Origin of the sequence: Tritonibacter sp. SIMBA_163 (assembly GCF_046535935.1) — a bacterium.
GTDB lineage: Bacteria > Pseudomonadota > Alphaproteobacteria > Rhodobacterales > Rhodobacteraceae > Epibacterium > Epibacterium scottomollicae.
The window spans coordinates 16,140-37,486 of record NZ_JAWJBP010000012.1 but is presented as its reverse complement, the minus strand read 5'-3'; the positions used below and the strand labels follow the sequence as shown (position 1 = coordinate 37,486).

At 54.2% G+C, this 21,347-nt stretch carries 24 protein-coding genes; 5 read left to right on the top strand and 19 right to left on the bottom strand.

The window, feature by feature from the left end; genetic code table 11:
* Window positions 1–219 precede the first annotated feature (219 nt).
* The 6 genes from R0J92_RS15825 to R0J92_RS15800 form a co-directional block, all read right to left on the bottom strand.
* Window positions 220–606 carry a thermonuclease family protein gene (locus R0J92_RS15825; RefSeq protein WP_411052339.1) on the bottom strand — a complete coding sequence of 129 codons (387 nt, stop codon included), beginning with the start codon at window positions 604–606 and terminating at the stop codon, window positions 220–222.
* 80 nt (window positions 607–686) lie between these two features.
* Window positions 687–1,016, bottom strand: coding sequence for an H-NS family nucleoid-associated regulatory protein (locus tag R0J92_RS15820; RefSeq protein ID WP_411052338.1), 330 nt, complete (start codon window positions 1,014–1,016; stop codon window positions 687–689).
* A gap of 135 nt (window positions 1,017–1,151) precedes the next feature.
* Entirely contained in the window at window positions 1,152–1,445 is a 294-nt protein-coding gene (locus R0J92_RS15815; RefSeq protein ID WP_411052337.1) for a hypothetical protein, read from the bottom strand.
* The gene (locus R0J92_RS15810; RefSeq protein ID WP_411052336.1) at window positions 1,442–1,633 is read right to left on the bottom strand and encodes a hypothetical protein; all 192 of its coding nucleotides are present in this window, start codon (window positions 1,631–1,633) and stop codon (window positions 1,442–1,444) included. Before R0J92_RS15810 ends, R0J92_RS15815 begins: the two co-directional genes overlap by 4 nt.
* Window positions 1,630–1,857, bottom strand: coding sequence for a hypothetical protein (locus R0J92_RS15805; protein ID WP_411052335.1), 228 nt, complete (start codon window positions 1,855–1,857; stop codon window positions 1,630–1,632). The genes R0J92_RS15810 and R0J92_RS15805 overlap by 4 nt, the downstream gene beginning before the upstream one ends.
* A 379-nt stretch (window positions 1,858–2,236) precedes the next feature.
* Window positions 2,237–2,428, bottom strand: a complete 192-nt coding sequence (locus R0J92_RS15800; protein WP_106165047.1) for a hypothetical protein — start codon at window positions 2,426–2,428, stop codon at window positions 2,237–2,239.
* A gap of 932 nt (window positions 2,429–3,360) precedes the next feature.
* Between R0J92_RS15800 and R0J92_RS15795 the strand changes: the two genes are divergently transcribed.
* On the top strand, window positions 3,361–4,023 hold the full coding sequence (locus tag R0J92_RS15795) for an AAA family ATPase (RefSeq protein WP_411052334.1): 663 nt from the start codon (window positions 3,361–3,363) through the stop codon (window positions 4,021–4,023).
* A gap of 491 nt (window positions 4,024–4,514) precedes the next feature.
* Window positions 4,515–5,609, top strand: coding sequence for an IS110 family transposase (locus R0J92_RS15790; protein ID WP_411052333.1), 1,095 nt, complete (start codon window positions 4,515–4,517; stop codon window positions 5,607–5,609).
* A gap of 305 nt (window positions 5,610–5,914) precedes the next feature.
* Here R0J92_RS15790 and R0J92_RS15785 read toward each other — a convergent pair whose 3' ends face one another.
* The 4 genes from R0J92_RS15785 to R0J92_RS15770 form a co-directional block, all read right to left on the bottom strand.
* Window positions 5,915–6,691 carry a methyltransferase domain-containing protein gene (locus R0J92_RS15785; protein ID WP_411052332.1) on the bottom strand — a complete coding sequence of 259 codons (777 nt, stop codon included), beginning with the start codon at window positions 6,689–6,691 and terminating at the stop codon, window positions 5,915–5,917.
* Between the two features lie 36 nt (window positions 6,692–6,727).
* A complete protein-coding gene (locus R0J92_RS15780) occupies window positions 6,728–7,090 on the bottom strand; it encodes a Rid family hydrolase (protein ID WP_106165696.1) in 363 nt (120 codons plus the stop codon).
* Between the two features lie 288 nt (window positions 7,091–7,378).
* Entirely contained in the window at window positions 7,379–7,630 is a 252-nt protein-coding gene (locus R0J92_RS15775) for a hypothetical protein (protein WP_411052331.1), read from the bottom strand.
* Window positions 7,631–7,714: 84 nt separating this feature from the next.
* Window positions 7,715–7,978, bottom strand: coding sequence for a hypothetical protein (locus tag R0J92_RS15770; RefSeq protein ID WP_411052330.1), 264 nt, complete (start codon window positions 7,976–7,978; stop codon window positions 7,715–7,717).
* Between the two features lie 474 nt (window positions 7,979–8,452).
* Here R0J92_RS15770 and R0J92_RS15765 point away from each other — a divergent pair, with 474 nt between their 5' ends.
* A complete protein-coding gene (locus tag R0J92_RS15765; RefSeq protein WP_411052329.1) occupies window positions 8,453–8,788 on the top strand; it encodes a hypothetical protein in 336 nt (111 codons plus the stop codon).
* A gap of 198 nt (window positions 8,789–8,986) precedes the next feature.
* Here R0J92_RS15765 and R0J92_RS15760 read toward each other — a convergent pair whose 3' ends face one another.
* From R0J92_RS15760 to R0J92_RS15730, 7 genes are all read right to left on the bottom strand, one after another.
* Window positions 8,987–9,526, bottom strand: coding sequence for a hypothetical protein (locus R0J92_RS15760; RefSeq protein ID WP_106165533.1), 540 nt, complete (start codon window positions 9,524–9,526; stop codon window positions 8,987–8,989).
* On the bottom strand, window positions 9,523–9,954 hold the full coding sequence (locus R0J92_RS15755) for a hypothetical protein (RefSeq protein WP_411052328.1): 432 nt from the start codon (window positions 9,952–9,954) through the stop codon (window positions 9,523–9,525). Before R0J92_RS15755 ends, R0J92_RS15760 begins: the two co-directional genes overlap by 4 nt.
* Window positions 9,955–10,104: 150 nt before the next feature.
* Entirely contained in the window at window positions 10,105–11,970 is a 1,866-nt protein-coding gene (locus R0J92_RS15750) for a ParB/RepB/Spo0J family partition protein (protein WP_411052327.1), read from the bottom strand.
* A 303-nt stretch (window positions 11,971–12,273) separates the two neighbouring features.
* Complete coding sequence (locus R0J92_RS15745) at window positions 12,274–12,672, bottom strand: DUF3768 domain-containing protein (protein ID WP_411052326.1); 399 nt, start codon at window positions 12,670–12,672, stop codon at window positions 12,274–12,276.
* Between the two features lie 887 nt (window positions 12,673–13,559).
* Window positions 13,560–13,868, bottom strand: a complete 309-nt coding sequence (locus tag R0J92_RS15740; protein ID WP_411052325.1) for a hypothetical protein — start codon at window positions 13,866–13,868, stop codon at window positions 13,560–13,562.
* A gap of 533 nt (window positions 13,869–14,401) precedes the next feature.
* Window positions 14,402–15,304, bottom strand: a complete 903-nt coding sequence (locus R0J92_RS15735; RefSeq protein WP_411052324.1) for an Abi family protein — start codon at window positions 15,302–15,304, stop codon at window positions 14,402–14,404.
* A 99-nt stretch (window positions 15,305–15,403) separates the two neighbouring features.
* Window positions 15,404–16,438, bottom strand: a complete 1,035-nt coding sequence (locus tag R0J92_RS15730; protein ID WP_411052323.1) for a hypothetical protein — start codon at window positions 16,436–16,438, stop codon at window positions 15,404–15,406.
* 1,306 nt (window positions 16,439–17,744) lie between these two features.
* Between R0J92_RS15730 and R0J92_RS15725 the strand changes: the two genes are divergently transcribed.
* A complete protein-coding gene (locus R0J92_RS15725) occupies window positions 17,745–18,764 on the top strand; it encodes a GTP pyrophosphokinase family protein (protein WP_411052322.1) in 1,020 nt (339 codons plus the stop codon).
* 37 nt (window positions 18,765–18,801) lie between these two features.
* Here R0J92_RS15725 and R0J92_RS15720 read toward each other — a convergent pair whose 3' ends face one another.
* Both R0J92_RS15720 and R0J92_RS15715 read right to left on the bottom strand, forming a co-directional pair.
* Window positions 18,802–19,194, bottom strand: coding sequence for a hypothetical protein (locus tag R0J92_RS15720; protein ID WP_411052321.1), 393 nt, complete (start codon window positions 19,192–19,194; stop codon window positions 18,802–18,804).
* A gap of 27 nt (window positions 19,195–19,221) precedes the next feature.
* Entirely contained in the window at window positions 19,222–19,731 is a 510-nt protein-coding gene (locus tag R0J92_RS15715; protein WP_317387148.1) for a ClbS/DfsB family four-helix bundle protein, read from the bottom strand.
* 234 nt (window positions 19,732–19,965) lie between these two features.
* Between R0J92_RS15715 and R0J92_RS15710 the strand changes: the two genes are divergently transcribed.
* The gene (locus tag R0J92_RS15710) at window positions 19,966–21,153 is read left to right on the top strand and encodes a glycoside hydrolase family 5 protein (protein ID WP_411052320.1); all 1,188 of its coding nucleotides are present in this window, start codon (window positions 19,966–19,968) and stop codon (window positions 21,151–21,153) included.
* Window positions 21,154–21,347 lie beyond the last annotated feature (194 nt).

Sequence of the window (21,347 nt, the reverse complement as noted above, 5' to 3'; positions counted from 1 at the left end):
AAGAGCGGACCTGCAGAACTCAACGCCGCTCAGATCACATCACCCTCAAGCTGGTAGGATGTCATTGGACCCAGACACGTCGTCGGCAGATTGGGCTATGATGCAGCTCGTGTCCGGAGTCACCTTCCAAGCCCAAGCTCCCACGACCACGGCCTCAATCGGACCCTTCGTTCGCGAACCGTTCACGCGACTGGTGAACTTCGGTCGGCACTGCCCCTATCACTTGCACCAGCTCGACCGACGGCCACCATTGTAGGACCTGGCTAAACCTTCTGAAATCAGGATCTCGCCCAGATCGACGCCAGCGACATAGAAACGGGCTAGCCCTCGACCGTACTTGTCGCGCCCTGGGAGGACGACCACCTCTACCCTGCCCGCGCCATCGACCAGCTGACGGGCACGCTTTGTCGCCTCTGTTCCTAGCGCTTTCTCGTAGCCACATTTTGGCTTGTAGGTCTCGGGCGTATCGTAGCCAACCAGTCGAAACCGTTGCCCTCCGATATCAGCCGTATCTCCGTCGATCATGTAGATGTCTCCGCTGCTCACCGGGGCCGCCTGAGAGACTGATGCTGTGAGTATGATCAATAGCGTTGAAAGTACCTTCATCAGGTTCTCCTAAAAAAGAAAGGTGAGGCCTATAACCTCACCTTTGATAGATATACTGGTCTCTTGTAGCTGTGGAGAAATCAAGATTTGAGTTCAAGCTCTTCCATTGAAACCCCGGATTGAACAGCCTCGATCAGCCAGAAAGGTTTACGACCGCGCCCTGTCCACGTTTGTGAAGGATCTTCAGGGTTCGCATATCTTGGAGCCCTTTTTGAATTCGATTTTTTCTTCGGCTTTGCAAATTTATCGACGACCTCCTGAAAGCTTACTTCGTATTTTGCAGCGATGGCGAGCATTTCAAAATAGGCTCGCTCCTTGTATTCTTTTTCAAGCTCAACGATGCGGACCTCTATATCTTTCGCCAAGACTTCGAGTTCAGTGCGGCTGAGTTGGCTAAGATTAATGTTCATGATGCGCCTCTAGATATTTGGTTGCCATGAGAAAGCATATATTCCCTTCGGCAGCAACGAACAGTAAAAAATTGCCAAAGTGATACTTCCGACTCCTGAAACATCTTTTCCCTAGCGGATCAGATCAATGTTATCTTAGTGACACCAGTTCGCGCGACCGTATTCTCGCCCGCTCACTGTGAGGATATCTTTGCCATTGATGGGAACCACCTCTTTCTCAAGGTTTCCATCCTGACGAACCCGATAAATACTGGCTGAAACGTCATCAAACCCGAAACCGTAAATCACAAACTGCCAAGGCCCCCTGCCCTGTTCTCTCTGCTGGAAATATCCTTCGAAGTTTCGGCATTGATATGCCCCGACCCACCATTGTGCGCCGGGTTTCCCTTTTTCACTTTGCGTCATCGGTATGAGTTCAAGCTGGCTCATGCCTCCAGCTTTCCGGTCCGCACGTATCGAACTGGATCCTTCTCGACGATCTGGCACTCCCCTTCGGTGTGCCCATGGCCGATTGCCTTTTTGCGCATCCCTGCCAGATTTTCCGGTTTGATCGCATCACCAGCCGTGAGAGCGACCGCGAAGGTATAGAGGTGTGTTTCCCAATGTGGCGTCGTCATTGGTCTACCTCGGCGCTGAACACCACAGTCGCATCTTCGATTGTGTATGGCACTTCCTTGGCCAAGAGCTGCTTGAATGCCTCTTCTGGAATACCGGACCAAGTATTGCAGAGTGTTTTCAGCAGCTGGGGTTGGTCGTCTTCGAATGCATAGCCATTGATGGCCCAAGCAATAATGCCGGGTGTGTGAACCATCGAAGACGATCCAAGGCGGTAGGTTGTCATTCTGTCTCTCCGTTATCGTGTGGCACCGTAAAATTGCGGCAGGTTTCTGGTCATGCGCCGCAGGCGCCTGATCCTGAAACCTTGGCAAGTGCCGAACTGGAGTGGTGAATTTCCAAGTGCGCGGAGCGGGACCGGACCCGCGCGCAGCTGCACGAAACAGCCCCTTCAGGGCTGTGAAGGAAGCGAGCACGGGGAGGACCCACCACTTGGAAAGAGGCGGGGAACCCCGCCTTCATATGGACGTGCCTATGGCGCGTCCCACAAAGATGCCCCCTGCCCTACTGGATGATGTGATCCGCGCCGCAGGTTCGGATCTTCTTAGATCTTCGCAACGGCCCGGATCAGACGAACGGACGACCAAAGCCGCCCGTGCCGTAGCTCATTCGGTGACGTCATCCTTGTTTGGGAAAGCGACCATATCGACGTTGGGGAACATGCTGTGCTTGACGCTGATCGAGGTGATGTTGCCCTGTTCATCGGTCCGGACGAATAGGGCACCGCAGCGGTCCCAGAACGTCTTGCCATCTTTTTCGCCGGATTTGACGTTCAGTTTCAAAGTTTGAGTAGCCATGATTGATCCTCGCCTTGAGTGTTTCGATGAACATTGTGGAAGCGGGCTCAAAGGGGATGTCAGCTGGAAATTTGCTTCGCGAGGAATGGGCCGCAGGCACAGGGGAAATTTCCAGTTGAAGCAAAGCGACCATCCCCGACTGCCCGCTTATGTTCATCAGAGAGAAACACGGCCTTGCGAGGATCGACATGGCTACAGCCTGAAAGTGCGCAGTGATGAGGAGCTGGCAAGACATTCTAGGACCGCGGCCGCCAAGTCTCCAAGCTACCGACAGATCACGGGCAACCTTACCCCGATCCTAGCCAGCTCCAATACTCATGGAGAAATCTGGACACTTTCCCAAGGAAGGATGTTACCGGCTGCGATCCCGCCATTTGTGTTCCCCCGCCCATGGACAGAGCCAAGAATAGATCTGAAGCGCCGCGCAAGTGATCGTCACCCGCAGGGCCGATCCGGACATTCGGAAACGACCATGGTCCAAAGCCTATCAGCTGGCCCGGATGGGACAGATGCTAGGCTATTGGCCCAGGGAGTGCCGCATGTTCGGTTCGGGGAAGCACCGCTTGCGGTGCTGAGTAGTGAGTGGTCCCATGTTTACATGGGATGCGCTCTCAATAGCCATTACCACGTAACACATACCTCCCCTACCACACACCTCCACCACATAACCCTTAACTCTTAACCTGTAACCCATAACCCATAACCCGTAACTATGATCTACAACACACAAATACCCGACCTTATTCGGATACTACATAACAGCTAACAGTTCACTGTTAACTGTTGAGCCATAGGTAAACGACTACTGATATATCAAATAGTTAGCGCCACTACCTTGCACATCCCAGCACTTAGCAACCCCCATAACACATAACTCTTTACCCATAACCCATAACAGGTTATTTGAAGTAAGATTGATACGGGAGAGAGCAGTGACCCAAGTGATAAGCGTAGTTCAAGAAAAAGGTGGAGCAGGCAAAACCACCCTATTAATCACCCTTGCATCGTTGATGGTAGCTGATGGTGCCAGGGTGGCGGTTATTGATACTGATCCTCAGCACAACCTCGAAGACTGGGCCAAGAAGGAAGAAATAGACCTTGATTGGATTTTTGAGGACAACGACGAGAAACTCATCCCTACGATCAGAGCTCTAAAGAAGGCCTCTCCAGCATACGATGTCATCCTAGTTGACACGGCTGGTTTTAAGTCGGCTATGGCTGTCTATGCGATCAACGCGGCTGGTCTCGTGCTCATTCCATCAAAGGCGAATGAGTCTGATGCAAAAGGCGCGATCAAAACATATCGCCATGTTCACGGTGTCGCAGATTCGATGGACAAAGACATTAGCGCGTATGTTGTGATGATGGATGTTGATCCCAATACCAACATAACCGAAGCGATTTTGGCATCCCTTGAAGAGCAGGAAGTACCTCGCCTGAACGCGATGTGTGCACATCGCACCGGGTTCAAGGAAATGATGAGTACAGGCCGTGGGCCAGAAGGCTCGGCGAAGCGATCAGCACAGAGCGTTCTTGCGGAGCTTCAGATCAAAGGTTTGTTGGACTATTACGGAGGGCATAATGGCAAAGCTTAAAGTCAATCTTGACGTTGATGATGTAACGCAACCTCAGCCAGAGGACCATAAACTCAGGCAGCTGTCGTCTTCGCTTCCAAGTCCGCATCGAGCTAAGTCTGGATCTTTGAAATACGCTCAACGTGTTCAATTTGCTTTCTCGAACGTTCCACTCCCGATCAAGGAAGCGTTCGTCAAGGAAGCTGCTTCTAGAGGTATAACGCAAAAAGAGCTTCTATATGATTGCTTACGAGCTGGTGGGATCGAGGTCCCTCCGTTAGATGAAATTGACGGTCGCCGCAGGTAATAACACATAACTCGTACGTGTTATGTGTTATGTGTCGCGCAGCGGCTTTGGCGCGAATAGCGCCAGTCCTGGTCGCCAGGGCCTTCAGGTCCTGTCGTCCAGTGACACCAGAGGGCAGGGCAGGGGGCAAAGAAAATACCATGCTGGACGGCGTTGCACGTGGCTGCTGCAATGCCGGAGTTCTTCGAACAGAGGAGATTCCAGCATGGTCAAGAAAGCAACGCGCCTCGCCCGCTTCGCGGAAGCCGTCGAGGATCAACCTGTCGTCGTCGGTTTCGACGTTCACAAAAAGACCTATTCCGTCGCCCTGTTCTCGTCGCAAGACGGTCAGGTCGAGAGCTATACCTGTCCAGCCGGAGAGGCGGCGCTCGCCGCGCAGCTTTCGGGCCTGGGCTGCTCCATCGAGCATATCGTCTATGAGACCGGGCCAACCGGCTTCGCCTTGGCCCGCACATTGATGGCCGCAGGATTTAAGGTATCGGTGATCGCCGCCTCGCGCATCCCGCGCGGCTACGCAGCGGCGGCGAAGAACGATCGGCTGGATGCGGTGAAGCTGGCGACCTACTTCGCGCGGGGATTGCTGCATTCCGTCGCCATTCCAACCGTCGAACAGGAAGGCTACCGGGCGCTCGTGCGGCGGCGGAAGCGTGTCGCGGAGAGCCGGGGCAAGATCAAGCAGAAGATCAAGGGCTTCCTGCTCGCGTCCGGCATCGGCGAACCGCAGAGTATCCAGAAGTGGTCTCTGGCCGCTTCGGCAGACCTGTCGGCATTGGATATGCCGCCGGAACATCGCATGTCGCTGGCCTCGATGGTGCGTGAGTACCTTTTCTTGCTTTCCGAAGACAAGATGCTGCGCGCCGAGATCAGGACGGCAACGAAACGGATGCACGCAGAGCGGTTCGCGCACCTGACATCTGTCGTCGGGGTCGGCGAGACCGCCGCATCGAACTTCTTGGCCGAGCTGTTCTCTCCCGAACGGTTCAACCGCCCCGAGGAAGTGACCTCCTATCTCGGTCTCGCACCTGTGGTCAGCCAGAGTGGTGGCAGTCAAGCCCGGGCCAGGATCAGACCCGTGGGTCAGAAACGCTTACGCGGCATCCTCATCGAAGCCGCATGGCAATGGACGTGGCGAGACCCCGAAGCGAAGGAACTCTACAATCGACATTTTGCGAAGCATGGGATCGGGCAGAAGGCCATCGTGGCCGTCGCCCGCAAGCTCGCGATCAAGCTTTGGCGCATGGCGGTAGAGATACCGCCCGTGTCAATGGAGGGTGCCGCGCGCGGGGCCTGGTCGGGATAACCGACAGTAGAAAAGGGCGGCACCCTCATCTACCGGCGCGTACCGAAAGCGGTACTTGGTGATCCTGCATCTTGACAGGCACGAATAAGAAAAGGCTTACGCAAGCCGGTAATAGCTCTGGCATGGCCTCAATTCTGTGGCGTGACACGCACGCAGGATGGGTTTTTGTGGCTATAGGCAAGGTCGGCAGTGCGGACAAAGCGTGCATTCGCTGCAAGTGCGCCAGTGACAGCTTTTGGGCGGCTGGCCAAAACAAATGATTTCGACGCTGCAAAAAACTCATGATGTACGGTGCGGGTTGATGGCTACTTCTTTCGTGCGCTTACGACGAAATGTGTCAGCGCATAGAAAAAGCGGCCTTGGGCAGCCAATGTCTTTTGCTCCGCCAGCCACGCCGCGGCTTCCTCGGCGGGAACGTGGCTATTGTCGACAGCATATCGGGCCATCAATTGCATCATCATCGTCGCAAGCCCGTCCGGCTTCAGCTCGTGATCACATGTCGTTAGTGGAGCGACACCCTCGACGATAAAGCCTGCGTCTCGCGCGATAGACGGCAAAATTGCCGGAACGTCGCGTTGTGTGAAATGCTGATCCCAAGACGCGATCATGCGGTCCATACGATCCTTCTCGTCGCTGAACCACACCAGACTGTCGAGATGAATGTCGCCGATCACAAGTCTGCCGCCGGGTTTCAGCACTCGGCTAGCTTCAGCGATTGCTCCGGGGATGTCGTCAAGATACTCGAAGACCTGAACCGAGACAGCCTTGTCCATCGTTCCGGTCTCAATTGGCAAACTATTGGCGGTGCCCGTCAGGATTTCAACACAGTCAAACGTCCTACACCGCTCTTTGGCCGGGCCAAGCATGTCGCGACTGGGATCAACTCCGATTACCTTGCCCCCTGATCCAACCGCTCTGGCAAGTTCTAATGTCAGCAAGCCATTCCCGCAGCCAATGTCGACAATTGTTTCGCCCGCTGCGGGACGAAGAGCGTCGAATGACGCTTGTCGTCTGCGCGTGATATCTGCACCTTGATAGACGATATCCAGAAGCCGCGTCGTTTCCTCGTCAAACCTCAGCATTGGGCACCCGGCGACAAATACACATGGGCTTTTGCTCTATCTATCTTCGGGAACAACTGCATCAACTTCGATCTCGACCAACCATTCCGGGTTAACAAACCTCGTGACCGCCATGATCGTATCGACTGGACGGGCATCGACGCAGTATTTCTTTCGCGCCTCAATTGCCTCCTTCCAGTCATCGATATCCGTCAGAATGACCCGCGTTCTCACAATGTCATGAAGACCAGACCCCGCCTGTTCGAGAGCGGCCTTGATGATTTCAAAGCACTGGGTGGTCTGGGCGAATACATCTCCGACCCCAACTGTTTTGCCCTGAGCATCTACAGGCGCGGTTCCCCCTACCGCAATGAAAGGACCAACACGAACCGCGCGACTGAAGCCAACGACTTCCTCCATGGGATTTCCGTTTGATATGAGCTGGCGCATTTGGTGAGCTTCCTCCCTACTGGAAAGCATACACGCATCCGATCAATCGTGACAAAGTTTTCGGAATTGCGGACATTCCTGCATCGCACAGCATCGGTAAAAGAGGGCTCACAGCCGACCTTCGCCTCGCCAGCACACCAAATTGGCACTGAGACCGGAGGTCAAGGTTAGCTGAGCGGACAATGCAACCTTTTGAATGTTAATGGCCAATGGCCGCTTCATATCATGTTGCGAGTGCGGCGCTATTAGGCTGGTTGATTAGCGACAAAACAGGCTATCGCGAGTCAGCTCCACTCGGGTGGCCTTTATATCGTAGGACCAAAGCACATCTGTAGTAGCCTCACCGGGTTGGGCTATTTTGCAAAGCGATTGTAAGACCATGGCCTGCCCTGAAACCTCACCGTTGGCGCGGCCAAGGTCGTGCCATTTGGTACGGGTGAGTTCGTAGGTGGCATAGATCGACCCGGCCCAGAAAATAGCGACCGCGACCAGCTTTGTAGTTAACGACATTTAGCAAATCCGGTGTATTCTTGTTGTTTCTTTGAGCCATGGGCGGCCGAAGTGCAAGAACCCTATGCGAGATACCTCGCTGGGTCAGATATCTTCCTCACAGATGCTTCTGTCTACCTCCATCAGTTCGATGGGTGCCCCATTCACCTCTATGAATGCAACCGTTAGGCCGGGAATGGGTGAATTTGGCTTGATAATCACCTTTTGCCCATCAAGCGCAGCTTGCAAATCGTCTACTTCAAAGGCGATGTGCGGGACCGTTTTCACAAGTTCAGGGTATGGCGCATCGGCGTCATAGCGCTGCCACTGGACTCCAAATGGGTTGTTCTTGTGGTCGCTGACCGTCATTGAGAGCGTAGGCAGTCGTATTTCTCCGTCAAAGCTGGCGGTCGTTGGAATGCCTATGTGATTATACTTCAAAACATGCCTCATGTCCTGCTCGGTGATTGGCCGTAGGAAATTTCGGCCTGCATAACCATCATTAGCTGCTGCGCAGAAATAATGCAAAATGGGCTCTCACCCGCCTTTCGCCTCGCCAGCACACCAAATTGGCACTGAGACCGGAGGTCAAGGTCAGCTGAGCGGACGAAGCGGCTTTCGCTGCGGCTGCCCTAGTGACTGGTCTAGAGTGGATCACCGGTTCGACATTGAGTAGTGTTGGCTGACAATGGGTTTTTGATTTCATATTCAGGATTTGCAACGATGGAACCATCATACATAGATGCGCTGCCTGAAGGGCTAGAAATCCAAGAAATATGCCCACACTCGAGAAATACGTGGGCACGAGATCAGACTTGTTTCAATCCCTCAAGAACTAAGTTCGTGGTAGCCTTCAATATTTACGAGGTCACCATGGTGAATGAAATGGGTCACGTTGCTTGGGGCAGTTCGCGTGAAAATGCAGCGCAAGTGCAGGGCCTTATGAAAGAGCGCCTAGCATATTGCTGGGAGCACCCCTTTGCACATTGGTTCGATGATGACTGTTTTGCGATAAAAGTGAATGGCGGGAACCGGAGCTACCCAGTTGTAGCAATTCATCTCGAAAAGGGTTTTCAGGTGCTGACCGGCTCTGACAGCTTGGAAACACGTGCAAGCCATTATGGTGTCGATAACCTTTCAAATGTTTGGTTGCCAACCGAGAAGGAACTGCTCCCATAGCAGGCCGTATCAGCAAATCAGCAATTGCTTGAAGCGGACTTTAGTTCGCTAAGCAGCATCGTTAACAAAGGGCTCCAAGCCGCCATTGGGAGCTGGGTTGAGCACTCGCAGCATTGCCAGCTGCACTTGACAGTTGTCCACATAAGAAAGGCCCCACCGAAGCGGGGCCAGTTAGTTCCTTCACCACAAAGGAAAACTCTACTCAGGTGGGATCCGCTCTGGATCTCTCGCCTTGGCAATTACACCATCATGTCGGATTGCAGCAATCGTCGTTTCTGTGCGTCGGCTCATTTCGACGCCATCGCCGGACATCATCGCTTCAACACTGCTTGTCTTCTTCAGCACGCTGCCATCTGCCTCCAGATAGGTTATGCCGTGATCGGTGGCATGGGTAACTGACCCGTCTGCCTTGATCTGAATTCTCATACCGTTGACGGATACCGTTAAGCCGTCTTCTTCGGCGATGATGCCATCCCAGCCGATGCCAGGATCTCGGCGCAATACAATTTGCTCCTGTCGTAGTTTGATCTGAACGTCACGCGGTGCGCTCTCATCAGCTGCTTTGACAACCAAGAACGCCTCCTGCTCTGACGGATCTGCATGGATGCTGGCGTTAGCGTTCTTTGGGGACCAGACTTTTGCGACCTCACGCTTTCGCCCATTTTGATCACGGTGGAACCCGATGAACAGCTGTGCCGAACGCCATACGCGGGCAATGTTTTCGCTCTTTTTCGTCATGGCATGGCCTCCGGTTTATGTTTCGATTCAATCATGGCGCGAGGGTTCTCGCCAGTGCCAACGGGTTTGTTTTTGGTCTCGTGCTCTTGGTCATGGACGACCTCTTGGACCGATCCCTGCTTTCTGCAGCCATGTGGGTCTGTAAGCACCAGCTGAAACAGCAAATCATCGAGAGAAAAGCGGCCTACGGAATAGCCATGCAGGAAATCGAGCAGATAGACCGGATCAGCAGGGTAGGGGGCGCAATTCCACGCATGCGTTAGAAATTTGCGTTCATTGCCTGACAGTGCCGCAAGCCTGGACCTCGCATTCCGCCAACTCTGTGCGCGCCTGGCTCGATCCATCTTCTCTTGCATCGCCCACGACACGGCCCGGCCTTGCATTACCTCGTCTTCATCTGGCTGCTCCTCGGCAATCTGGTCGGCCAATAGAGGAAACGCCTCACGTTCTAGCCTTTGCTTCCGACGCAAGGCCGCACGTTTCCGGGGTGTGTCTGTGAATGGATGACGGGCTGATCGCTTGAAACGCATGAAACTCTCCATCGGTAGGGCAGGGCGCTTAAGCGCCCCGCCTCTGCATCACTTCATACCTTCGGGGAGCCATTTGGCGATTTTCGCCGCTTGCTTCTTGGTCACACCCTGCGCCTTTCGCGCTTCTGTGTCCGCGAACAACTTTTCCAGTGCCTCGGCCTTTTTACCTTTGGTCAGTTTGGCGAAGGCCTTGGCCTTATCGTCGTCCTGTTTCAGGTCAAGCAGATCGCACCAGAGGGCATTGAGGTAGGGACCACCAACGCGCTTGAAGAAGTTTTCCGCGTTCGGTGTCCAGTTTTCGCGGATGTCGGTTTTCACCTCCCGGTCAACCAGTGCCCGCATTTCCATGTTTCCGCCCTTCATGAGCGCCGCCAAATGACGGACCAACTCAGCCTCGATGAACTCCTTTCCCTTTTTGCGGAAAGTCTGGAATTTCTCCACTTCATCATCCCGGTTCGTGACCCGATCCTCCGACAGGTAAGAGGCCGTTGTCAGTCGCTCATCCAGAACGTAGCCAGCACCTTCGGTTGACGGGAAATTCGGCACGTCCTGCTTCGACAGCCCGATCGGATCAGCGAAATATGACCCACCTGACAGTTGGAATGCCAGCAGCGCAAGGATCAGATCAGGATCGCGCAATGCTGCGTGCTGTCGCGCTCCGGTGACGACACGAGACAGATCATCCGCGAGTTTCTGAGAAATGGGCGATTTGGGCGCATCTGCTTTGCCAACAGCATCTTTGCTCAACACGCCTGCTTCCACCGCTGCCGCCTTGTCTTCGGGCAATACCAGTCCCTTGAAGCTATCGACTTCCCCGTCATGATTCAGAAACACGATCAAACCAGCATGCTCTTTCTGGTCGGCAGTGAAATCAGTTTTCAGAATAGCTTCAAATCCCTCCAGTTCGGATTGTTCCTCATCAGTGATTTCATCGGCGTTGAATTCCAGCTTGTACTCAAGTTCTTCGCAGCGCTCTGCCTGCTCGTCCGTCAGCTCACCGGCCACCGGGCGCAAATTGGAAATCTTCCGTTGATCCAGATCCCAATACCCAATGTAGTTGTCGGTTGAGATTTCGACCCACTTCCATCCCTCCGTTGCGCGCAGTTCCTCTGCGGTCTCTTCCAGATTTGCGATAAACAGCGTTTCCAGAAGCGCAGGATCATCAAACAGCGTCACCTCGCTGAATAGATCACCGCTCAAACGCCCACCGGCTTCTTTGTAAGCGTCCACTCCGACGAACTTAACACGGCGGTCGGTGCCTTTGACGCTATCGGGTTTCAGCAGGTTTTTGATTTGGTGGTCGGAATAGTGACTACGCCCGCGAACCTGTCCCAGCACTTCAAGGCTTCGGTCCTCGTCATCGCTGATGGTGAAACATGCGGCGGAGCTCAGGCTGATTTCACCAGCACCGAGGGCATCCAGTACCGCCTCGGGCAGTCCAGACAGGGCAAGGCGGCGATAAACATGTTTCTCAGTCACGGCAAAGGCGCGGGCGATGGTGGAAACCGATGCCCCTCCGGTCTCCATTTTGCCATAGGCGCGGATCTCATCGACGGGTTCCAGATCCTTGCGGGCGATGTTTTCTGTGTGTGCCCAAATCTCGGCGGTGGCGCGATCAGGAGCGATATTCACAAGCGGGTTCGCCAGCTCGGGCTTGGTTGCCGACATATCGGGATGCTGCTCGGAAAGATACTGCAGGGCGCGGAGGCGGCGACCACCTGCAACAATTTCAGCACCGCCGTTCCCATCAGACAGGCCGGAAAGGTTCTGGATCAAGCCAGCGGTCCAGATGCTTTCCGCCAGTTCGATAATGTCGGCCTCTGGTACGTTCTGACGCGGATTCATTGGCGACAGGATCAGGGATGTGAGCGGGAAACGAGCCTCTGCTGCGATGATTTCGGTCTGTTTGGTCATGGGTCTTATCCTTGTAACGTGGTGAAGTATCGTGTTATTGGTGCCCCAGCCCTGATGGGCTGAGGCGTTGGGCTTAGATTGCCCCTTGCTGCATCAGGAAGCGGCGGCCGATCCCAAATTGATCGCCCTTCCTGACAAGCGCCCATGCCTCTGCAATGCGGCGCATTTTCGTTTCATCACTCATTTTCTCACCCCCTTTCGGTGTGCTGGAGTTGTCGGGAGAGGCGTTGACCGCCCCTCCCTTTGGGCCTGCTCGACAGGCCAGCATCGGCGCGGGGCAGGGAGGATACCCCGCAACCGAACTCAGTATTCTGAGGGGAGAAGGAGGGTCAGAACGCGGCGCGTCTTGGTGGGGTCAGCGCAGTCATCGGACCCGTAGCCGTAGCTCGTATCGTAGAGGTCGATTTTCCAGTACAGGGGCACCTCTTCACCATCGTTCAATACCTTGATGACCCCAAAATCTCGGGTTCCGTATGGGTCGTTTTCTTCGGTGAACTCGTCAAATGCGATCACTGAAACACCGATAGCGTTCAGGGCTTCGGGAGACAGCGCCGCGGCACCCTGGGTCATGACGATCTGCCCCGGAACTGATGGGTCCATCGCCCAGCTGGTGCGGAACAGGTCGTTTTGCTCTGCGATCAGTGCGTTGCGTGCTGCTTCGATTGCCGCCTCTGTGTTTTCGATATTTTGAATTTCAGCCATTTTGGCCTCCTTTGTGGTGACGCGGTGGGGGCTTGGTGCCTTCCTTCCGCAGTTGGGCTTGGCCTCGCCAATCTGATTTGACGAAAACCATGTTTTCGGCGGAACAGAGTGGAGAGGGCGAAGCCCGACCCACGGCCCTGCAGCGGATGTTGAACGTCAGACGAAATTGACCTAGGCGTCATAAACTGACCCAATCCACTGTTTTTGCCGTGTGGCTTGTTTCGTTGATCTGACCTTCCTTTTGGAAAATCAGGGCTGATTTGCAGGTTCAGTCGGCGAAGCCGCCTGTTCCTGCCAATCTGCCACGTGGCGAACGCGGGAGGGGGCGAGGCAATGCTATTCGACCGGGTTGGTGCGGCCCGCAGGCGCAGCCGAGGACACGGCCCGGTCTAATCGGATTGCCCGAGGGGGAGGGCAGCGCCCTCTCCCTGACGGCCAGGGGCGTTTGGCTCGTCCAAATCCCGCTGGCCCACAAAACAGAAGCGGCGGGGCCACCAGCCCCGCCTCCGTGTTGCGGTCATACAATATTGAAAACTGAGTTCACAGGTTTGGGACTGAACCGCTAGTGCTGATACCCGCATCGATGACCGTATCCAGCCCGAATACGACATGCATACAAGGTGTAGCGATACCTTTGCTGCAAGCGCGAACGATCTCCTGAGAGCGGACCTTCAAACAGCTCCGATGACCAGGGCGATGCCGCGCTCAGCTCAGAGGTCAGCAAAGCGCAGAGAGCAGACTTTGCAAAGCCTCAGGATCTGCCACCTGGGCAACGGTCCCATGCTGCACGAGCAATGGAGGGAACAGACCTTCGCTGCAGATGCAGCCACCAACCACTGTCGAACGGAAGGGAAGCGGACAAATGTGCCTTTCGATGGAGCACGTCGCTACGCGACTGGGTTATGGTGCCCCCAAGCCGGTGATCGAGGGCCGCTATAAGGCTGTAGATCAACACAGAACTGATAGGTCAACTTACCGTCCATCTCGAAGACGACATGCTTGGTTGCGAACACAAGATAGCGGATCGGCGCTTCTGAGGAGCCTATTTTTCCAACGCCATCAAGGCGGTCCCAGCCATGATCGTCAAAGCGCTCACCAACGTGCAGCGGCATGAAGGGCCGCTCAGATTGAAATACTGCGACGGGTTTATGCTCACCAGAAATGTCGCAAAGAACGAGTTCATAAATGTCGGGCATCGGGTCGATTTCTTTCTTCCAAATTTCGCAAGAGCCTAACCCGATGCTGGCCTTGTGACGAGCAGAAAGGGCTCACTGCCGACCAGCGGCGGCGCGGCACCGGGTTGCTGGGATACCGCACCTGGTCTCCGCCGCCAGATGACGCCAGCCAGCCCAAATCACGACATTCGCACAAGGCGCAGCGATAGGTCTGCTGCAGTCGCAAAAGCCCGTGGCCCATTTACCGAATGCCGACATTCGCAAAGCCTTGTCGACTTCCGCTTGTGCTGCGACCTGCACCAAGGTCAAACCCGGTCGCAATGAATAGGATCGCTGCGGGGAGATCAGGGTGCTCTAAAGCCTCCGCGTTGAGCGTGAGGTCACAAGCTGATGAAATATAATGCTTTTGTGTCTAGGCGCACCAGTCGGGTGTTACCTGATGTTACCTGATGTTACCTTTTCTTATTGTTTTCTTAAGTTCGCTACTCTACATCATGAAACAGATATGACTGGCGCCTCTGCACTTGGGTTCGCCCTTGGACATGCGTCAGTCCTCATTCCCTCCACAGATTCCAGTCCTCCCAGCCCGCGATCACGCCCATGTCTTTCAGCGTTACAGCTCCGTTTGCGGGCAGTGGAAAGTTTTGCAGATGTTCGCGCAAACGGAGATGCCATTTCGACTGCGGACAGAGCTGTTTCAGGAAAAAACGCATCAAGCAGAAGTAGCGGAAAATCTGATACTGATCTGTCTGTGAAATCTCCAAGAGCTGAGCCGGAACGCTAGCATGATCTTTGATATGGCTGTTCCAAAGTCGTTCATGGTGAGCAGCAGCGTTGCGTACCTGGGAAAAGGATCGCATCCACTGGATCAAAAACTTACCGTTGGAAATTCCGTACTTACCCGCGATCTTGGTCTGGATGTCCATCGGCAGCATCTCAAAGAGATGTGACAGCGCGCCAAAATCCAGGATTTGCACGGCTACCCAAATCGGCAGTTCACCATAGGCTTGTTTGTTGTGTTTCACGAATGCGGATTTGCCAGACCGCTTTTCAAAGTCGCGATAGCGCTCTTCCCATCTTGCGTAGCGCCCGTTTTTCACGAACTTTTGTTGCAGCAGATCAGGCTTGAGGTGAGCGCAAGGATCGCGGCGGCCGAAGAGGTAGGCCATATCCACCTGCAAGGCGATCTCTATTCGTTCCAGGGCGTCCAGCGCCTGAAGGCGCAGCTTTTTGTCAAAGACGTAGAGATCCACAGCCTCTGACATGTGCGTATCAGCGATAAACTGGTCCGAGATTGTTTCATCGTCATTCACTTGCTTGAACGGATACCAATACCCGCTCAACCGATAATAACCGAACCGCTCAAGCGCCTTTTTGGCCCGAACTGGTTCGCTTATGGCCATGCCTCGAGATCTGAGCAGAGCAAGCTGATCATCGATGGATTTCCAATCTTTCATCTAACTCCTCACATAATTTTTGGGAAAGTTCATTCGTGGGGCTGCTCTTGCATCACTAGATCAATCTTAAAGTTGACCAATCTCTTCACCCGTTGCGAATTAGCGGCCTCGGCGCGTCGATTTTCGCATACGCCGTCGCGGGCCAAGTCCAAACTCATGAAGCTTGTCCTGCAGCAAAGCCTTGAGCCTTAGTTGCCAGCCTTCGGAATGCGTCACGCGATCAAAATGCGCATCACTATCGCGTAAAAGGTCTAGTCGCGACCTTTTTGAAACCTCTTCCCAGTTTTCATACAGGAGGTAGATGGCGTTGCCATATTTCAGGTTTTCAAACACTACAAAATTATCAGAAAATTTGGCACCAAAATAGGAGCCAAACCCACCCTGGCCACGAACATAGGCTTCGGGCTTGAAGTTTTCAAAAAACAGAATGCGATCTTGTACATGACGTTCAAAGTCAACTTGATTCTGTGCGAGGTCATGTCCCTTCAGCTGGGCAATGACCTCTTCCACAGTCCCACTCGGAAAAATTTTCCACTCAAGAGTGATTGTCTCGAGAAAGTCGGAGTGAGTTGCGCTGCTGGCAAAAACATTTGCTACGCCAGTGTTCTCTTGCAGAACATTGATGGACCAGAGGAGCATAAGGTCAAATTCAGGCATCACCCGTGACAGGATAGGACTGATCTCAAACTTTACGACGACCTTGTCGTCACCACGATCATCAAGAATTTCAGGTACAATCGTCATCCCTTGAGGTTCGAATATCTGATGCTGATATACTTCCCTAGTACGTGACCGCATAGACCAACCATTTCGAGCGCCATCGCCAAAGTTTGGGGCTTCAAACGTCCAGGTCTTGTGAACTTTAGGCCAATCCTCACGCTTATTGTCCCAACCGAGGGCGTTTCGATCTGACCATTTCCCAGTTCCCACAAGCGGAATAGAAGGTTCATCAATGACAAGCGCGTCATTCTCGCAACGGAGACCAACGTGCGCATAGAGCCCATCACCGATTTCTTTTCTTGAAATGATCTTTGTCGCAGCGACTTTCACGAAGTCAGACTCAATGTTGTCTAGGTTGGATTGAAAATTCGACGGCAGTTTACGAAAGCTGGACTTCCAAGGAAATTTTTTCATCACTACGAACCTTACTAGGAGTTGTGGTGGAATAGAGAACAAACAAAGGGTTAAGTAAAGCGTCCGCTTCAAGCTAGTCTAACGCCTAAGCGCGCAGGATGCGACTGACAGAAAAAGGCTGCGTGAGTGAGGCACCCCACCTCGCGCGATGCTTAAACACTTGGCCCTTGTGCCGAGCAGCCGCATGACGTCGGAGAAACCTGCACCATAGCAGCCTTTCTACCCGAGATTCCGCCGCGGCGCCCACCAATGACCGGTCCTCACATGGCAACGCAGCGTATTTAGGCTGTGTTCCATGGGCGAAAGCCAGACTTTGCAAAGGTCGCTATCTGCGCTTTGCTGACATCTGAGCTGAGCGCGGCATCGCCCTGGTCATCGGAGCTGTTTGAAGGTCCGCTCTCAGGAGATCGTTCGCGCTTGCAGCAAAGGTATCGCTGCACCTTGCATGCATGTCGTATTCGGGCTGGATACGGTCATTGATGCGGGTATCAGCACTAGCGGTTCAGTCCCAAACCTGTGAACTCAGTTTTCAATATTGTATGACCGCAACACGGAGGCGGGGCTGGTGGCCCCGCCGCTTCTGTTTTGTGGGCCAGCGGGATTTGGACGAGCCAAACGCCCCTGGCCGTCAGGGAGAGGGTGCTACCCTCCCCCTCGGGCAATTCTATTAGACCGGGCCGTGTCCTCGGCTGCGCCTGCGGGCCGCACCAACCCGGTCGAATAGCATTGCCTCGCCCCCTCCTGCGTTCGCCACGTGGCTGATTTTCCAAAAGGAAGGTCAGATCAACGAAACAAGCCACACGGCAAAAACAGTGGATTGGGTCAGTTTATGACGCCTAGGTCAATTTCGTCTGACGTTCAACAAGTGTGGGACGTCGAACACCTTTGACTCAATCAACGGCCAAAACCTGAGGGAACGGTAGGGCTGCGTCTTCCAATTCTGACCCAAACGTCAAGCATTTCTGACCCAGAAGACTGCGTATATCGATAAGCTCGTTTACCTGCGCCAGAAACTAGCGGCCCAGAGCCGCCTTCTACCTACCACGCCGCTTCCGCGCCGCAGCTTCACCAAACCGGCCGTTCGTCTATGGCGCAGCATTTTCGGAGGACGAAGGTCGGTGAAGCGGGACAAAGCCGCCACAAGCTCAACGGCCGCTTTGGAAAACGGCTGACTGCGCTGATTTACAAGGCCTAGGGTTATTAAATCGCTCATAACTCGACATCTTGTAGTATCAGTTACTTTGCGCGCTTCCCAAAGCTTGTTGCGCCCCTTAGTGTGTTGAAAAAAATTTTGGAGAAGCCTGTAATGTCGAAAATTAAGGACATTGAGATTGCGAAGGAAAATTCCTTGAGGGATTTTGAAGCCGCTCGACCTCTCTACCAGAAACTAGTAGACGAGATAATTTTTGCTCTTGAGCAATACCTCGACGCTGATGGGGTTGAGTATTCAGAAATTGTTGGTCGAGTTAAGACGCTGGACAGCTTCGCCGATAAAATCGACCGCAAGCTCTACTCTAGTCCCATGAGCGACACTGTCGATCTAGCAGGTGTTCGGGTAGTTTGTTTGTTTGAGCAGGATTTGGAAAGAGTTGCAGGAATTGTGGCAAGCAATATGTCGATCATTGAATCAGAGGACAAATCTGAGATGCTTGGGGACAGCCTGATGGGTTATCAGGGAAGGCACCTGAGTGTCACTCTGGGCAAAGGTTTCCAAGGTCCAAGATATAGCCAGCTTGGTGATCTAAGCTGCGAGATACAAATAAGAACCGTACTGCAAGATGCTTGGTCCAAGATCAGTCACAAACTTGTCTATAAAAATGAGGCGTCCGTCCCCCGTCCACTCAGGCGCAGCCTAAACAACGTATCTTCATTGATGGAGATTGCACAGTCAGTTTTCGACAATGTAAAATCGGAACAGCTCGAATACCTTGAAGATTTGCAGGATGCTGTTCAACGCGATGACGGTGTTTTGGGTCAACCTGTCGATCACCATACACTGAAGTTATATTCTGAAGAGCGGTTTCCAGGGGTGCCCGTTTCTGAAGCTTGGCAGGATGTTCTTATCAACGACTTGGATAGCTCTCGGTACAAAACCATCAAAGACATCAACGCCGTCGTTGAACGCGCGGAAAAGGCTGTTCAGGAATTTGCGTCGGATAGGCCGGAGATTTTTAGGTACAGCACCGATTTTTTAACCAAGAGCTTGGGGTTGTTGGACGAGGACTTTCGGCGACGACACATGTTTAGTGCTTCGACAGTTGCGCGCCTCGAGCAACTGCACGAGAAATACAAAGTCGAAACAAAGATAAGCAAGCAAGCTTCTTAATTTTTGGACGATCGGCGCAAATTGGACGTTAGCTGCGCTATGACAAATTGGCAAAAATGGGCTCCAAGCCGACTTGCGGCGGTGCGGCTGCAAGGGTGCAGCGGATCCGCACCACATTCAAGCTGCCAGATGACGCCAGCAGCCCAATCACGACATTCATGCAGGGTGCAGCGAAGGCGCTGCTGCGAGCGCGAGCGCTTTCCCGAAAGCCGCCGTTCAGCAGGCGGTGGCGGCCCTGGCTGATGCTGCGATCAGCTCCAGAGGCAGCGAAGCGCAGGAAGCCGCCGCTGCAAAGTTGCAAACCGTCTTCGCCCTTCGGAACCTGATCGGCCCATTCCTGCCGTTGGCCGATACCTAGCAATGCTGCGATGCGGCCCGTCGAACCTGCGATTCGCTGCGACTGCCAAAAACAAGAGGGACGCGGATTCACAGTTCGCGGGACGGAGCTGCCGTTCTATTAGCCCGCTTTTGACTTTAGCCATTTGCGTATGCGGCTTCTGGCATTCTCATATGGCGATGAAGAATTGAACTGAATCATTCGACCCTTGGTCCACTTCCCGTGCCAGGCTGACCCATACAACTCATCATCGGTTCGCTTAGAGATTTCTGATACCAGCTGGTCCTTGGCGACAGTGAGCCTTTTGCGATTTTCAGCAAAACTGCTCGCTGAATAGTCTCGATAGAATTTCTGAGCGAGCGCACCAAGCTCGTTCCATTTGTAGCCAACATCAGGAAATTCAATGTCTTTTCCTTGGGCGTCTTGATCTAACCACTTCAGAACAAGTTCATTCCAGCCGATGAGATATGACACGAGATTATTGACGCTCATGCCCGTACCCTTCGCATGTCCATCCATGCTTTTTTCGTCAGCTATGTCCGTGGGAACAGCATCCAATGCGGCTTCAAGTTTGACGTAACGCTCGTTGATTGCAGAGATCAGCTCGTCTTTTGTCGTTGGTATGGCCATGCGGTGAGGCTACTAAGAATAGCTTGGAAGAAAAAGCCGCATCGTTGGTAGGTATGGGCTCTCACCCGCCGTTCGCCTCGCCAGCACACCAAACTGGCACTGAGACCGGAGGTCAAGGTCAGCTGAGCGGACGAAGCGGAACTCCGCTTGCCAGATCGCTTGCCGTTGCGACCAGATTGCCATTCTCGGTGCACGAGAATACTGCCCCGACAAATTATCATCGATGAGGCCTTCATGTCCCTCAAGACATTTCTCCGCTCTGCCGCCGTCTTTACCGCGTTCGTGCACCCCGCCACCGCCGCCGACCTGATGTCCTTCTGGGACAGCCCTGCAAAGGGCGGCAATGTCTTCAATGCGGCGCCCAAAGACGAAGCATACTTTCAGGCATTGGCGGATACCGGCGCAGCCTGGGTGCGGCTGACCTTCAGCAAGTGGGAAGGCCAGGAACGCGATTTTCTGATCGGCGATGCGGACGATTATGACGGCCTCATCCCCGAAGATCTCGCAGTGCTACGCGCTGAACTTGACGCCGCCCATGCGGTCGGCCTGAAGGTGGTCATTGCCCCGCTCACCCTGCCGGGTGGTCGCTGGTCGCAGCAGAATGGCGGCGAGTTCGACGACCGGCTGTGGGAGGATACGGCCTATCAGGACCAGGCGGCGCAGTTCTGGGCCGACCTCGCGGCAGCGTTGAAAGATCACCCGGCAGTCGCGGCCTACAATATCCTGAACGAACCCGCCCCGGAAAAGATGGCAGGCGGTGTGGAGAACGGTTCCGACCAGACGTTGCACGATTGGCAGAATGCACAGGCCGGGGGCACTCGCGACCTGACAGCCTTCTATGACAAGGTCATTGCCGAAATTCGCGAAGTAGATTTGCTGACGCCAGTCATGGTGGATGGCGGCTGGTTCGCCAATCCGCGCTCGCTGGCGGCGTGGCCAAGGGCGCTGTCGGACGACCGGGTGCTCTATGCCTTCCACATGTACGAACCTTATGCCGCTACCAGCGCACCAAACATGAAACGCGATGTGCCTCTCCGCTATCCGGGGGTAGTTACAGAATATGCCGGTGGCGAGGAGAGCTGGAACCGGCAGACTGTTGCCTCCCATATCGGCGCTGCCTTCAACTGGGCAGAAAAACAGGGGCGACCGCCTACACGTGTTGTCGCCGCCGAGTTCGGCTGCATGCGACTTTGGGCCGATTGTAGCAAGTACCTTACCGATGTGATGGACGCTGTCGAGGAACGCGGAGGTCATTGGGCCTTTTACTCTTTCCGCGAGGATGAATGGGAAGGCATGGACTACGAACTTCCCACCAGCGTGGCACCGGGCCAGTTCTACTGGCTGACCGAAGAAGGAAAGGGCGCAAACCTTCCACGCGACGGGGAGCTTATGGACCTGTTGCGGGATCGCATGCGGTCATGAAGTGAACTTCTGCTCTGGGCTCAGAGCCGCCTTGCGGCGATGCGGCACCCAGATCTTGGCATGGCAGATGCTTGCGCCGGCTACTAGATGCCTCCAGTCAGCCCATCACGACATTCATACAGGGTGCAATGAAGGCGCTGCTGCGAGCGCGAGAGCTTTCCCGAAAGCCGCCGTTCAGCAGACGGTGGCGGCCC